At 37.8% G+C, this 14932-nt stretch carries 13 protein-coding genes; 9 read left to right on the plus strand and 4 right to left on the minus strand.

Annotated elements, in window-relative coordinates; translation table 11 throughout:
- Positions 1 to 410: 410 nt before the first annotated feature.
- A complete protein-coding gene (locus Q4567_RS07390; RefSeq protein WP_216046606.1) occupies positions 411 to 710 on the minus strand; it encodes a chaperone modulator CbpM in 300 nt (99 codons plus the stop codon).
- Between the two features lies 1 nt (position 711).
- On the minus strand, positions 712 to 1659 hold the full coding sequence (locus Q4567_RS07395; protein WP_303499937.1) for a DnaJ C-terminal domain-containing protein: 948 nt from the start codon (positions 1657 to 1659) through the stop codon (positions 712 to 714).
- Positions 1660 to 1899: 240 nt separating this feature from the next.
- Between Q4567_RS07395 and Q4567_RS07400 the strand changes: the two genes are divergently transcribed.
- On the plus strand, positions 1900 to 2994 hold the full coding sequence (locus Q4567_RS07400; RefSeq protein ID WP_303499938.1) for a glycerol dehydrogenase: 1095 nt from the start codon (positions 1900 to 1902) through the stop codon (positions 2992 to 2994).
- 11 nt (positions 2995 to 3005) lie between these two features.
- On the opposite strand, the gene Q4567_RS07405 is transcribed toward Q4567_RS07400, so the two are convergent.
- On the minus strand, positions 3006 to 4595 hold the full coding sequence (locus Q4567_RS07405; RefSeq protein WP_216046609.1) for a Na/Pi cotransporter family protein: 1590 nt from the start codon (positions 4593 to 4595) through the stop codon (positions 3006 to 3008).
- Positions 4596 to 4902: 307 nt separating this feature from the next.
- On the opposite strand from Q4567_RS07405, the gene Q4567_RS07410 reads away from it, so the two are divergent.
- The 3 genes from Q4567_RS07410 to Q4567_RS07420 all read left to right on the plus strand — a co-directional run bounded on the left by Q4567_RS07410 (position 4903) and on the right by Q4567_RS07420 (position 7204).
- On the plus strand, positions 4903 to 5097 hold the full coding sequence (locus tag Q4567_RS07410; protein WP_216046610.1) for a CsbD family protein: 195 nt from the start codon (positions 4903 to 4905) through the stop codon (positions 5095 to 5097).
- 1223 nt (positions 5098 to 6320) lie between these two features.
- Positions 6321 to 6701: a hypothetical protein gene (locus tag Q4567_RS07415; RefSeq protein WP_303499940.1), complete on the plus strand. Its 381-nt coding sequence runs from the start codon at positions 6321 to 6323 to the stop codon at positions 6699 to 6701.
- 8 nt (positions 6702 to 6709) lie between these two features.
- Complete coding sequence (locus Q4567_RS07420; protein WP_216046612.1) at positions 6710 to 7204, plus strand: DUF3592 domain-containing protein; 495 nt, start codon at positions 6710 to 6712, stop codon at positions 7202 to 7204.
- A 96-nt stretch (positions 7205 to 7300) separates the two neighbouring features.
- On the opposite strand, the gene Q4567_RS07425 is transcribed toward Q4567_RS07420, so the two are convergent.
- Positions 7301 to 7882 (minus strand): 3'-5' exonuclease, encoded by a 582-nt coding sequence (locus Q4567_RS07425; protein WP_303499941.1) that lies wholly within the window; start codon positions 7880 to 7882, stop codon positions 7301 to 7303.
- 274 nt (positions 7883 to 8156) lie between these two features.
- Between Q4567_RS07425 and Q4567_RS07430 the strand changes: the two genes are divergently transcribed.
- The 5 genes from Q4567_RS07430 (at position 8157) to Q4567_RS07450 (ending at position 14890) form a co-directional block, all read left to right on the plus strand.
- Positions 8157 to 10757, plus strand: coding sequence for a YdbH domain-containing protein (locus Q4567_RS07430; protein WP_303499943.1), 2601 nt, complete (start codon positions 8157 to 8159; stop codon positions 10755 to 10757).
- A gap of 26 nt (positions 10758 to 10783) precedes the next feature.
- Positions 10784 to 10933, plus strand: coding sequence for a YnbE family lipoprotein (locus Q4567_RS07435; RefSeq protein ID WP_216046757.1), 150 nt, complete (start codon positions 10784 to 10786; stop codon positions 10931 to 10933).
- 6 nt (positions 10934 to 10939) lie between these two features.
- Positions 10940 to 11260 (plus strand): YdbL family protein, encoded by a 321-nt coding sequence (locus Q4567_RS07440; RefSeq protein ID WP_216046615.1) that lies wholly within the window; start codon positions 10940 to 10942, stop codon positions 11258 to 11260.
- A gap of 105 nt (positions 11261 to 11365) precedes the next feature.
- Positions 11366 to 11956: a hypothetical protein gene (locus Q4567_RS07445; protein ID WP_303499945.1), complete on the plus strand. Its 591-nt coding sequence runs from the start codon at positions 11366 to 11368 to the stop codon at positions 11954 to 11956.
- A gap of 213 nt (positions 11957 to 12169) precedes the next feature.
- Positions 12170 to 14890, plus strand: a complete 2721-nt coding sequence (locus Q4567_RS07450; RefSeq protein ID WP_303499947.1) for a cation-transporting P-type ATPase — start codon at positions 12170 to 12172, stop codon at positions 14888 to 14890.
- Positions 14891 to 14932 lie beyond the last annotated feature (42 nt).

The raw sequence follows: 14932 nt of genomic DNA on the forward strand, positions 1-14932 counted from the left end.
TTGATTTTGATGATAATGTGAAGTTACGCGTGGTTATGCGTAACTCTTGCAGGCCAACAGCAGCATAGATTAAATATTCTTTCCATGGAAATTTCTAACAATTCAAAGCGAAGTTGCTTCGACCTTAAGGATTATAGGTTTTCGAATTCAAATTGTTCAAAATCGTATTGTTAGTGTGTTTTATCGTGCTGTTTTTAACGAGTAGTTATAAATAAAAATGGGCCGTTTGTGTCAAGTAGACGTGCTTAAAAAGGGCATTATTTAAATGACTTTGATGCAAATTCGCCTTCAGAAAAACGCTTTTTTGTTCTATTTACTGGCCGTTTTTGAGGATACAATTTAATTGAAATAGACAAGGTCAACTACAAATATAGTTGACCTTTATCTTATTAAAACCGTAAATATTTACACTAAAGCAAACGCTCTATTCTAGTTTTTAGTTGGTCGTTTTCTCTCTCTAATTGTTCTTTTTGACGCATTAACTCAATGACCATTGCAGTAGCAACCCAATCAATCTGAAATTGCTGATTAAGTCGAACGGCTTTTTTTATCCAGTGAGCGCTGTCTAAATCAAAAATCCATTCAGAAATAGTATTTCCTTCAATGGGTATGGCTATCCCGTATTCTACAACTGCGTAAATCGAGTCTTGGGTAATTTCGTCGTATTCACATAACTCATGAATTGAAAGGTGAAGTGTAATTTCTGACATCTTAATTGCTCCAATCTGCTCTAGGATCAAAATTAGCGGCTTCAGCTAATTGAGCCCACAATTTTTCTGTTTCAGGAGTTGTTTTGCTTGGAATATCTATTTTAATCACGGCAAAAAGATCACCTTGCTGCTGTTTATGCTTAAGCCCTTTACCTTTCACACGTAACTTTTGTCCTGAGCGGCTATTAGCTGGAATATTAAGACTAATTTTCCCGTACAACGTCGGCACCTCGAGTTTAGTACCAAGTGCAGCTTCCCAAGGAGCTAAGGGTAAGGTAAGTAATAGGTTATGGCCCTGAACATCAAATAAAGGGTGGGGTATTAAACGAATATGTAAATATAAATCGCCATTTAATTTGCTTTCACTTCCTGGTACTCCTTGACCTTTAACTCTAATTCGTTCGCCATCAGAGGTCCCTTCAGGAATCTTAACTTCAAGTGACTTCTTCAGCTGTTCGACTCTATTACCGGTTAAATTAGGAACCGTATATTCCACTCTTTTCACTATGCCTTTAACAGATTCTTCCAAAAACAGTGGTACTTCTAATTCAACATCTTGGCCCTTAAATAAGTCAGACTCTGTTTGACGTGATTGTCGATGTTGACGATTTGCACCACCAAAAATTGAATTAAAAAAGTCGGAAAAATCAGCACTTCCAGAACCGGGTGAATGTTCATAGTTTCCACTAGGCTGCCAATCGGGCGGGACATCAAACCCTTGTCCTCCTTGAGCACCGTAACGTTTTAATTGATCATACTCGGCTCGTTTGTTTTCATTTTTCAATACTTCGTAGGCTTCAGCCACTTCTCTGAACTTTTCTTCTGCGTCTGGAGCAGCATTCATATCGGGATGAAGTTTGAGTGCAAGTTTACGATAGGCCTTTTTAATCTCTTTTAAATCAGCGTCATCTTTGACACCTAAAACTTGATAGTAATCTTTAAAATCCATACATGTTCCTTACCCGATAGTTAGAGCGACATAATGTTTACATCGTTCGGCGTAATAATTCTTTGACCTCATACATATTTTGTATGTATCAGTCTGATTATAGTTCCTTCATGATCGCGATATAAATGGTATTACTAGTTTGTATCCCTAAGAAGCAAATGTTGTTGATGTAGATCAACATAAAACGTGGCTATTGCTTTAAATTAATATACATCTTCAAACAACAGCGAGGCCTTTCAGATGATTTCCACTTCGATATTCCCAGGTCGTTATGTTCAAGGTGACCAAGCACTAAGCATTCTGCCTGAAGAAGTAGCAAGACACGGCAAGAGAGCTTTTATCATAGCTGATAAATTTGTTACTGATAGTAATAATGGAATGTTTAAAGAGGCTTTGGGTCAATTAAATGATTCTAAACTACAGCTTTTTGGTGGTGAATGTTGCGACCAAGAAATAACCAAGCTATGTGAACGGTTTTCCGGTGACACCAGTGATGTGATTATTGGTATTGGCGGTGGTAAAACACTTGATACAGCTAAAGTTGTCGGCTACAAACAAAATTGTCCGATCATCTTAATTCCAACCATTGCCTCTACTGACGCACCATGTAGCGCGTTATCCGTAATATACAATTCCGATGGTTCATTTAATCGATATGAAGTACTGCCACATAACCCTGAGGTGGTTTTAGTCGACACTAATGTCATAACCCACGCTCCGGTAAGATTTTTAGTGGCAGGCATGGGAGATGCATTTACCACTTGGTTTGAAGCTGAAGATTGCAGAGTAAAACGCGGCACAAACATGACCGGCAGAGTAGGGCCATTAAGTGCTTATGCCTTAGCTAAGTTATGTCATGAAATCTTGATTGAATATGGTCTATATGCAAAACGCGCTTGTGAAAGCAGCATAGTAACGCCCGCACTTGAACATGTGGTTGAGGCCAATACGTTATTAAGTGGATTAGGCTTTGAAAGTGGCGGTTTGGCAGCAGCACATGCAATCCACAACGGATTAACGACTATCGCAGCTACTCACAATTATTATCATGGTGAAAAAGTCGCAATTGGACTTCAAGCAATGATGTTTCTCACTGATAGGCCCAGTAAAACCATTGATTTAGTATTCGATTTTTGTCAATCAATCGGTTTACCTATTTGTCTTGAGGATATTGGAATGATTGATCCCACGGAAGATGATCTAATGAAAGTTGCTAAACGAGCATGTGCTGAGGGTGAAACTATCCATAATGAGCCTTATGAAGTAACCCATAGAAAAGTCATGCATTGCATTAAAGCCGCAGATGCCGAAGGTAGACGTAGAAAGAAATTATAAATCTAATAGAGTTAACCATTTGTCAAAGCCCTTGACTCTGACAAGTGGTTTGCACACCTTTCAATGTGTTGGGCGACATGGACTAACCAGCGAAAAGCATCCAGCATGTTAGTCGCATCTACTATGTTAAACTCATCGTTGGTTACTCTTGTAAGTATATTATGCCTAAATTCCCGATGTTCAGAATTGAGTTTTTTGTATAATTCAGTCACCTTTTTCATTGGTGTTGACCATTGGTTTTGCTCAATTCCGCTGACTAATGTTGTTATTGCCTCGTTTAGTTTAATAGACCAATCATTGAGTTCAGTGGGTAGGGAATTAGAAAACCTTTGACTGGGTAATTCTTCGCATCGTTCATGTAACCTTTGCATATGATCCAAAGTGTGGATCATATTTAATAGACGTTCTTGTTGCGCGCTGTTTTCAACCGGGATGGAATCTATAAATTCACGAGAAACATCAATATCGGTCTGTAGTTCAACCAGTTTAGTGGCCATTGAAGTGTCTTTTTGCAATATTTCTGACGTGGTTTTTAATAACGAAATCATTTGTTTTCTTAACGAATCCAGCGCTAAATCTAGTGCAATTGAAGGTTGATTAAGAATGCTGTCGTCTAACTGATCTGAATTTGTTTTTTGATTAGATCGAATTAAGCGTTCTATCACTTTTGCAAAAACGTTGCTAAAGGGTAAAACAATAATGATCCCGAGTAAGTTAAACGTCGAATGAAAAGTAATTAGCGCTATTTCTGCATGTTCAACGATAGGCTCTGCCGTAAGGTATTCCCATGCCACTACAAAAGGCGTAACAAACATTAAAGCGGTTACACCTGTAAATAGATTATAAATCACATGAGAATAGCCAGTACGTTTAGCGGCTATAGATGCCCCCGTTGTTGCCATTAGTGCGGTTACAGTAGTGCCAATGTCCATTCCTATCACCAGGGTTGCTGCTACTTCAAAATCAATTAAATCGGAATAAAGCGCAGTTAATGCAGCGGCGACACCGGCGCTTGATGATTGGATAACGAGGGTAAAAAGAATAGCAAAACCTAAAACCGTTAATTTTTGCAATAAGGTGGAAACCGACAAACCTTCGAATGAGAAAAAATCTCGCAGGCTAGACATACTTTGTTGGAGTTCAGTTATTCCTACAAAAATAAGTCCAAAACCCGCAATAGTTAGCCCTAATGCGGCTAAGTTCGTTTTAGCAAACAGACGAAGAAGAGCGCCACTAAAAATAAGCGGAAACGCAATTACACCGAGTTTAAGTTTAAACCCAAACAATAAAACCAACCATCCGGTAATGGTTGTTCCTATGTTAGCGCCAAATATAACGCCTAGCGAATGACTAAAAGTCATTAAACCAGCTCTTACAAAGCCGACCGTTGCCACAGTTACTGCACTAGAGGATTGTAAAATGGCTGTACTCAACGCGCCACAAAGTGCGCCAGAGTAGGGGCTGCGAGTGTATTCCATTAAACGAACTCTAATTAATTTACCTGCGAGATCTTTTAAACCGTCAGTCATAACTATCATGCCAAGCAAGAAAAGTCCGACGCCGCCTAAAATCTCTGCAAATAGTGTCCATTTATCTGTCATTCAATTTGCCCATAAGTTATCCATGCTACTGAGACACAATGTGTCCAGCTTGAAACTCTTCTAATCATGCAATTTTGTAACCCTGACACTGTAATATTTTCACAGATGCAGATATTAGATTAGTCTAGAAAACACAATTTTGAACCAATAAAAAAGATAGGTAAGAAAATAATTCTTTTAAATCAATGCATTTAGCCAATTTGAGCATACCAAACGAGTTGCCACGTCCACATGGTCCAGTCTTTGCTCCATACCTAGTGCAGTCAACAAACGTCTTATTTAACTTCAACACTAAACGGAGAATTTTATGAATGATGATCAAATTAAAGGCAACTGGAAAGAGTTAAAAGGTAAAGTACAGAAGAACTGGGGAAAGATTACCAATGATGACCTTGATAAAATGGAAGGTACTCGTAAAGAGTTAGTTGGTAAGGTCCAGCAGTCCTATGGAAAATCCAAAGAAGAAGCGGAAAAACAAGTCGATCAATTCCTTAATAGCTAATTTTTCGTTACTTTAAAAAAACTAGTGGTCGGTAAATACCGACCACTTTTTATACCGTACTAAGAAACGATCATTAACCATATTTCAAAAGCTTCATGTAATAACTTCCTGAATCATTCCTGAGTAAACCCTAAATCTCAATTCCCAAAATCTTAAAACTCTGAATCTTATAAGAGTATGTTCGAACCTCTAAACACTCAATTTAAACGGATGAGTGCTTATAAAGTGATGATCCAACAAAGATTAAATGGCCACAGAAAATAAATTCCTCTAAAACAAATCTTCTAATTGAATCTAGTTTGCTCAAAACAAAAATAAGAGTAACAGCACCGTACGTAAATTCTGACAACTTAGGTACGTTAAATTCAAAAAGCAGAAGCACACAGACTCGTTAAATAAGCCCATATTTTATCAAAAACGCCCGAGAAGCCCTCTCATCCACATTAATACCATTATTCGTATAATGTATATTATGTTAAATTTAATATAGTTTTATTAATAAGTGCTTACTCTCGCTGCCCGACACCACCAGAATTGACGTATTGAGGCTAAATGAGATTTTTTCACCCCTCTTTGAATTTAATAATTAAATTATTTTTGTAGGAACTCTTGCGTTTAATTTGATTGGAGTTGGCTTGTTGAATGGCAATTATTGAATACTATGATTTAATAGGTTCACTTCTTATAAAGCCCTATATACTTTTAAACACTGATCGTTGAAATATGATCTGATTGAATGGTTTGCTTTTGTTTCTACAAACAGCTAGAAATTACTCTTTGGCTAATAATTGAAAGTGTTTTTCTTTCTCGGAAACTTACAAGCATCGACTGACGTTTCAATTATTGAACGCTACCAAGGCCCAGTTAGTAAATCTTACTAGTTAGTGGTTAATCGAGTCTTGTTTAAAAATTTCTCGATTACCTATTCTAGTTTATCTCTGTGATCTCAGTACTTTGTGATTAGCATTTCAAACATTAGTATTTTAAAAGAATAATTGAGTGTCATTTTATTGGTATTTGAAAATTGACAGCCTAGCAATAGCTAAAATGAAGTGATTGTTTAGAGTGTTACATGGGTTTAAATAGCTGCAAATAAATACTTTTTCTCAATGTGGTAAGTGAATCATGGTTATATTTTGCGAATTTATTAACCTTTAGCTAAATTATTTAGTTATTGTTAGCTATAGCTAAATAATTTAGATTTTTGTAGTGAAAAAGTATTTATGAAACAACGGTACCTCAGCTTATTGGTATTTTTAGGGTTTTGTGTTGAAGCGTCTGATTCAAAACCCGTTATAGCTATTTTTGATCGGGAAATTGAATTGCCCAGCAATTGTGTCCGAAATATAAAACAAAGTAATCAAACGCAAATATCTTATTATTGTTCAGCAAATAATATTAAGTCTGACATTTGTGAAGTGATTGTTACTGCTAATGATTTTAATCAAAGCATTATTTCAAACTTGGTAGCGGATTTAAGTTTAGACAGTAACTCGTATAGATTGAACCAGTTTAAAGTATCGGAGTTGTCTAAAAAGGACAGCAATTCGGCATTTCGTATCTACACTTCAATTGTTTCTGATATAAAACAACAATTGAGGTAATTAAACAGATGATTGAGTATACAAAAGAAATGTGGGGGCTAGCCTCTGAAGGAGAAAAGCAAGGTGTACTCTTTTTTGTCGTCCTCTACCTGTTGATAGTGTGCTTATATTCTTTTATCAAACAAATTTTAATACGACAGTGGCCTGTAGCAAAAGGTACTTTATTAACAGCCTCTGTTGAACAATCGGGAGTACCGCAAATTCTTTTATCCGACCAAGAATATAAAGTGAACTCGTTATATGCGTATCAGGTCTCAGGTAAAGTGTATCAAGGAAAACGAGTGTCTCCATGGATTATAATTGCCTCGCACAATGCTAAATTCATCCTTAAAACCCAGTTAAATAAGATCAAAAAAAATGAAGATGGCAGCGTAAATGTAATTTATAACCCTAAAGCACCCGCTAAAAGCTATTTATTAAAACCAGGCGTTATTGGTATGGTTATCACTTTCGGTATCGCGGTTATCCCGCTGCTGTTATATTTTCAAGAATACTGTGCTTGAGGTCTTAAAAAGCACATAGGTATCGCCTCAGAACAGCACTTTAGTGGATTTTCATTTAGCGTTATGCAACAACCATAACCCTTCCCTATTTTTTATTTAATGCTGCTGTAGCCTGTTATACACACATAAACTCGCGTAAGCATCGTTGGATGCATAAAGTATTTGTTTTGTTGTTAACGTTATATTTGACCAATTACTTTTCTGTGCAGATTTCGAGAGTTTTTGATGCAGTACCATGGCAACCGCTAATCTCGCCCCAACCTTGTCCTTTAGATTAAGATGTTGCATCACTGAACTAGACAACTCTTCTGTATTGACCAATTCAACAGCAAATTTTTTACGCAACAACTTTCGATCAACGGTTAAGCCGAACCCTACTTTCTTAATCTCTGGATTTTGCAAAATAGGCAAAATTACAGTTAACGCGTCCAAAAAATGCGTTTGAAATAAATATGAATTATTAAGCGTGGATAACTGAATTAAATGAGGGCCATCAGAAACCTCCCCTTTAACAAATACAGGTTTAGATTCAGTATCAAAACCAAGTGCAACATGCTCTTCTAGTATTTGTAAAACTTGTTTTGCTCGTTTGTCAGTAGTCACAACTTCTACTTTATCTACAGGTAAGCCGACAAATATCGGTAATTGATTTATTTCATCCTTTGTTGGCCTATCCACTAGGTACCTCTATTTAGAAAGTTTTAGGAAGTACACCGTAAATCAAGTTCACCTGTTTGGGCAACTCATCTTCGACGATAAATAATGAATATCTTACCTACAAAGCGCCAATCTAGGAGATATAAAAAAACCTTAAGGAATTAATTATGTTGCGTAATGTCCATGTTAATATTCAATTATCTAAACTCAGTTTAAATTCGTATCTAAAGACTGAGCATAATGATTTAACACAATGACTTAACAAAGTGCATTAGAAATCAGGAAGATAACCTAAGTGACACAAAAGAAATCAACCATCAGTAAAGTAATACGAACTTTCGTCGTTTTGTGTTTGGTGCTTATTTTAGCGCTGCTGTTTTCGTTTGTGTTTAGAAACTCGTTGGTAAAATGGGTAAGTTCCTTTTGGCTAACAGAGGATGTTTCCATAGAATGTTTAGACTTCGACGTTGGTATGGATCCTTTATTAGTCATCAAAACATTATGTCTCAAGGCCGAAGGTATAGAGATTCAAATCAATAACGCAGAATATACTATTGCCTCAAGCGAGTTTTCTAAACGCAATTTTATTACTCAAGCCAATGTTAATATCGAACGCATAGATGTACTCCATCAACAAATCCCCTACTCATCAGACGCTGATCCTGAAGCAAGCCCTGTCGCATTTGAGCAAACAGTAGCTAACAATGAGTTATGGTCACTGCCAGAGCTTTTGCCGCTGATTAAAATTGCCCAAATCAATATAGATTCTTATCTTTTTGAACACGTTTTAAGTATTAGCATTTTTCAACCCAGTCGCTCGGAACTGGCCATTAGAGGTGACATAGAGGCAAATCTGGTGATAGCTAAAGGCAATGTTAGCGGCGATTTTAATTGGTCTGGAAAGTTAATTTTATCGCAAAGCCAGCAACTTGAAATAATGAGTCAGCCTTATCAAGGCTATATTAAAGATTGGCAAGGTTTGATGGAAATGCCAATTCAAAGCCATTTTCAATACTCAGGGTCAATGCTTCAAAGCCAACATGAGTTTAACCTCAGCAATGTTATTACATTTGATAATTGTGCGATCCCACTGCAAGTTGATGGGGTCATAGATACCCAGTTAATTTTGACATCGTTGCAACTGCAAATAGACCTCAGCTCTTTACATACTCAAGTAACAACGAGTCAATGTAGTTCGGCGACAGCGGTTACCACTGCAGTCAATCTAGATTCTTGGTTAATAGACATCCCTGCACTTAATACTGTATCTCAATCGGGTATTACGCTGCCAGAAATTAACCTCATGTCTAATGCAGTGGAAAATCCAGTAAAAATTAAGTTGAATGATATTCAAATAAGTAGTCAAAACGATGTGAAATTAAATTATCAGATGACACTAAATTCCAATGCAACCGCTATTTTAAGTGCTGATAGTGCTCAATCTATTGACGCAAAACTAAATATCACGGCCTCTGGGAGTATTTTAAAAGAGGCTGAAGAAACTCGAATTAGCGGTACTGAGAACCTTTTTCAGATTAGCGATGTAACAACCGATTTAGGCACAATTAAATCCGTTAATACTCGCTTCGATTTCGCTTTATTAAAAAGCGCTGATGGCCCTTGGAAAACAAGTGGTAATGGTCAGATTCAGGCTAACGAGTTAACAAATAAAGCATTAACTATTCGTTCTCTGGTCACTGATTTTAACATTGAGCAAGACACAATCGCTCTGTTAACCGTTAATCTTAAAACTAAGCTGCAAGGGATTCAAAATGATAAATTTGCGGTGAAAACGGTTAGTAACGATCTAAGCCTTAGTTTCGCTGAATTTCAACAAATCAGTGGCAACGGGAAATCAAAATTACAAGGCATTACTGCAAATACTGTCAATATAAGTAGTATCGATTTTAACCATCAAGTTAACGGCCAGATTCAACCCTACAAGTTAGCTGGGAACCATGAGTTTACTTTGCCTTCTGGTTTATTAGGGAATCTATTTCACGATGAGCAAAATATATCGGTTTTAGTGCCTGAACAGTCAGTAACCTATCTTAATTCCATTGTGAAACAGTTAGCGCCAGAGCTGAATTTATTAACCGGAAAACTAGCGGTGAGTTTAACAAAGGCAAATGACGAAAGTGACTTCAACGGTAAGGCTATGCTGAATAATTTGAGCGCCGAATACCAAGATTATCAGATAATAAATGCACAAATTGACGCTCCATTTCTACTTGATTCATCTGGAATTCAGCTTAACAATGGCAAAATTAACATAGAAGAGATTAATGTAGGTGTCCCCATGACGCAGATTGACGCAAGTTTAAGTATGCACGATAGTGTGCCTAAGTTAGATTTTGCCCAAGCCCACATTATTGGCGGACAAGTGACACTTTCTGACTTTTGGCTAGACAACCGAAAACAATTACTTATGCTGGATATTAATGATATTGATTTAAAGCAACTGGTAGATTTACAAAATCAAGAAGGTATCGAAGTTAGTGGTGAAGTATCTGGAGATCTACCCATTTATTGGGACTCTGGATTCAGCACAATTGACAAAGGTATATTATTAAACGATGGGCCTGGTAAGTTAAAAATAAGCAATAACGAAGCCTTTAACGCCATCAAACAACAGCAAGATCAATTGGCCTTTTTAGAAAATGTCGAATTTAGCAAGCTTTCAAGTGAAGTATCTCTGTCGGATGATGGCTGGTTAGATTTGAAAATCGGAATAAATGGAATTAACCCTGAAAAAAACCAAGAAATAAACTTTAATTACAGCCATAAAGAAAACATTTTCACGTTATTTAAGTCAATGCGAATAACTAACTCAGTTCAAAATTCCATTGAAAAACGCATTCAACAAAGATTATCAAATAAGGATAAGAATCTGTGAAAAAACTGCTCATATTGGTTCCTGCAATGTTTATCATTGCTTGTACGCACACAGTGCAAGTTGAAACCAAAGAACCGATTACAATTAATATTAACGTTAAAGTTGACCATGAAATTAGGGTTAAAGTTGACAAAGAATTAGATGATATCTTCAGTGATGACAGTGAATTATTTTAAGGAGTTATGATGAAATTTTTACGTATAACAATGTTAAGTACCCTACTCTTTTGTAGCGCTGTATTTGCTCTAGAGTTAGATGATGCTAAACAAAGTGGTTTAGTCGGCGAACAAGACAACGGCTATTTAGGCGCGGTAGTAAACCGCTCTGATGTGATGGAATTAGTTGGTGAGATCAATGTTAAACGCAAAGCGAAATACATTGAGTTGGCAAATAAAAATAATATATCTTTAGCACAAGTTGAAAAATTAGCCGCTAAAAAAGCCTTCGAAAAAACCGCTAAGGGCCACTACATCAAATATGATGGTGATTGGGTGAAAAAATAATGGTCAGGGGGTTTTTGACTATCTAAATATCATCATTTGATTGTCAAAAGCCTCAGCTTGCACGACCGCAATATGGTCAATGAGCAAACTAACAGAGATTTATACATGGATGCATTAAAACGTCTCGAAGAAAAAAATAAACAACATCAGCAATTATTAAAAAAACAAAATAAACGGATCTTTCCAATATTTTTACTCGCTATTTTGGCTTTTCTGATTTATCTAGCTACTATTTGGTTCGTTGCGGATTTAAGCAGTTCAAGGGAGCCTGATCGACTACCAGAGATGACGCGGCACTTATGGTTACTGTGTATGATCTTTACTGTCGGCTTAGGGTCAATGTTGGTAATTAAGAGTTATACCTCGACTCTTTACGCGGAAACCGTTGCTCAAAGAGTAAATGCTAGATTAAACTATATGGTAGTAATCTCCAACGCCCTGTGGCTATTACTACCTGGCTTAGGGTTAATTTACCTTGGTATTTGGCTTGATGATTTGATCACGGCTAACCGTTATGAACTAGCAAAATTTTTGAGGTTCGGTTTTAATCATCCTCCATTTATATTAGAAATAATTGCGGTAGGAACAATCGTTCTCAGTGCAACGATTTTAGTTATTTCTATTTTTCTAAATTTTGTTTTACTCCCAAGATTCATTGCGCATCAAGTTAGAAAGCGAAAACGCAAAAAAAACTAACTATATAGACAACTCACTTCGACATTTAAGGTTCCGATCGAAACCACGAAAATAATACGTACTATTACCTATATCGACTGATTTTTCGAACCTTTATACTTCCCCATTCTGAAATTAACCCCATTAAATCACCTATCTAATTTTAAAAGCAAATTGCCTAAAAGCGATTTGTACTTAGAGTGTGGATGTTTGTAATAGGAAAGGACGGTTAGAATGGAAAAAGTAAAAACCGCTGGGACTCAGTTGTTGTGGCATACTATTTCAGCACAAGAATCTATTGCTAAATTAAACTCAAACGAGTTAGGCGTAACCCAAAGCGACGCCATCGAAAGGCTTAAAAATCATGGACCTAACCGACTTCCGCAAACTTCAGGGCGAAATCCTTTACTACGGTTCTTTTCACACTTTCACAACATATTAATATATGTACTAATCGGCTCTGCAATCATTACTGCGTTGCTTGAGCATTGGATAGATAGCGGCGTAATATTAACGGTTGTGATTGCTAATGCCATTATTGGTTATATCCAAGAAGGCAAAGCCGAACAAGCAATGAATGCTATTCGTCACATGCTAGCACCTAAGGCGAATGTTATTCGCGACGGTGAACGAATTACCATTGATGGCGAAAATTTAGTGCCTGGTGATATCGTGCTTTTAGAGGCTGGAGATAAAGTCCCTGCCGATTTGAGATTATTCAGCGCGCATAACGCATATATCCAAGAAGCCATTTTAACCGGTGAATCGGTTCCTGTAGAAAAAAACATTCAACTGGTAGATGTAAATTCATCCTTAGGCGATCGTTCATGTATGGCGTTTTCAGGAACATTAGTTACTAGTGGACAATGCAAAGGCGTGGTCGTTGCTACTGGGCCGGATACTGAAATAGGACGCATCAGTGGGTTATTGAATAAAGTTGAAACGCTAACCACTCCCCTAGTTACGCAAATGGGAATATTTGCAAAATGGTTAACGGTGTTCATTTTGGTGATCGCAGCTTTATTAATTGTATTTGGTACTTTTGTCGCTAACTACGATTTTACTGAAATGTTTATGGCTGTAGTTGGCCTATCCGTTGCGGCAATTCCTGAAGGTTTACCAGCGGTATTAACGATTACACTTGCTATTGGCGTACAAGCTATGGCTCGTCGAAATGCCATCGTCCGACGACTACCAGCGATTGAAACATTGGGTTCTGTGTCTGTCATTTGTACCGATAAAACTGGAACTCTGACCCGCAATGAAATGATGGTTTCGTCTGTTCTTACCAACAAGCACTTATTTACCCTAACCGGAAACGGCTACGAGCCTAGGGGCACACTAAAATTAGGCGACAATACAGTCACTCTGGATGAACATTCTATGCTCGAAGAAATAGCTCGAGCATCAACACTGTGTAACGATGCGGCGCTTCGCGAGGTTGGGGATAACTGGACGGTAGAAGGTGATCCTATGGAAGGCGCTTTATTAGCATTCGCTGGGAAAATGGATTTAGATATTCGCCAAGAAAAAGCCCTATGGACACGCACAGACGCTATTCCGTTTGACGCTAAACATCGATTTATGGCTACCCTAAACCATGATCACGAACAACACGCTTTTGCATTTATCAAAGGAGCGCCTGAACAAATATTAGCGATGTGTGAAAATCAACGAGGCGCGGATGGTTCAACAGAACCACTTGATAAAAACTACTGGAATGAACAATCAGAATCTATCGCAGCTTTAGGTCAGCGGGTTTTAGCTTTCGCGGTAAAATCAATGCCGCCAGAGCATTCCGTTCTGGAACATCAGGATATAACTGGCAGTATAACCTTATTAGGTTTAGTTGGCATGATCGATCCCCCTAGGCAAGAGGCAATTGAGGCAGTAGCTGAATGTCATCGCGCAGGTATACAAGTCAAAATGATAACGGGTGACCATACTAAAACTGCGGCGGCTATTGGCAAACAAATCGGTTTGCACAACCTTGAAAAGGTCCTTACTGGCGCAGATTTAGACCAACTGGATGATACTCAGTTACGCCAAATCGTCCTCGATTGTGATATTTTCGCGCGTACAAGTCCTGAACACAAACTACGACTCGTTATGGCCCTACAATCCCATGGAATGACAGTTGCCATGACGGGGGATGGGGTGAATGATGCCCCTGCCCTTAAGCGCGCGGATGCCGGTATTGCGATGGGACAAAAAGGCAGCGAAGCAGCTAAAGAAGCAGCTGACCTAGTATTAGCTGATGACAACTTTTCTTCCATTGTCGCAGCTGTTGCGGAAGGACGGACCGTTTACGATAATTTGAAAAAGGTAATTAGCTGGACGTTACCCACTAATGCCGGTGAAGCCATGACAATCATTGTGGCTTTATTAATGGGAATGACATTACCTGTCACCCCAATACAAATTTTATGGATAAATTTAGTTACGGCAATCACACTCGGGGTGGTATTGGCCTTTGAACCAACAGAAGAAGATACTATGCAGCGACCCCCAAGAAGCCGCAATGAGCCGCTATTGAACGCTGGATTAATTTGGCATGTGGTGTTGGTCTCGCTGTTATTTTTATGCGGTGTATTCGGTATTTATCAATATGCAATTGAAAAAGGTTATTCAATTGAACTGGCTCGCACTATCGCGTTAAATACGCTGGTTGTTATGGAAATTTTTCACCTTTTCTTCATCCGTAATATTTATGGCACATCGTTAACCTGGAAGGCGATTCGCGGCACGAAATTTGTGTGGTCAGTAATTTTAGCCATTACACTGGCTCAATTTGCCATCACTTACTTAAAACCACTACAAGCTGTATTTGATACTGTGGCAATTCCTTTTTGGGATGGTCTGATAATTGTCGCTGTTGGGGTTGCACTATTTACCATTATTGAAATTGAAAAACAGCTACGTTTAGCGTTTACAAAAGTAAAAAATAGCAACTAACTCAACGATTATCTAAACCACTGATTCAGCTAATCTCCTGCA

The sequence above is a fragment of the Aliiglaciecola sp. 2_MG-2023 genome (assembly GCF_030548145.1).
GTDB classification, from domain to species: domain Bacteria; phylum Pseudomonadota; class Gammaproteobacteria; order Enterobacterales; family Alteromonadaceae; genus Aliiglaciecola; species Aliiglaciecola lipolytica_A.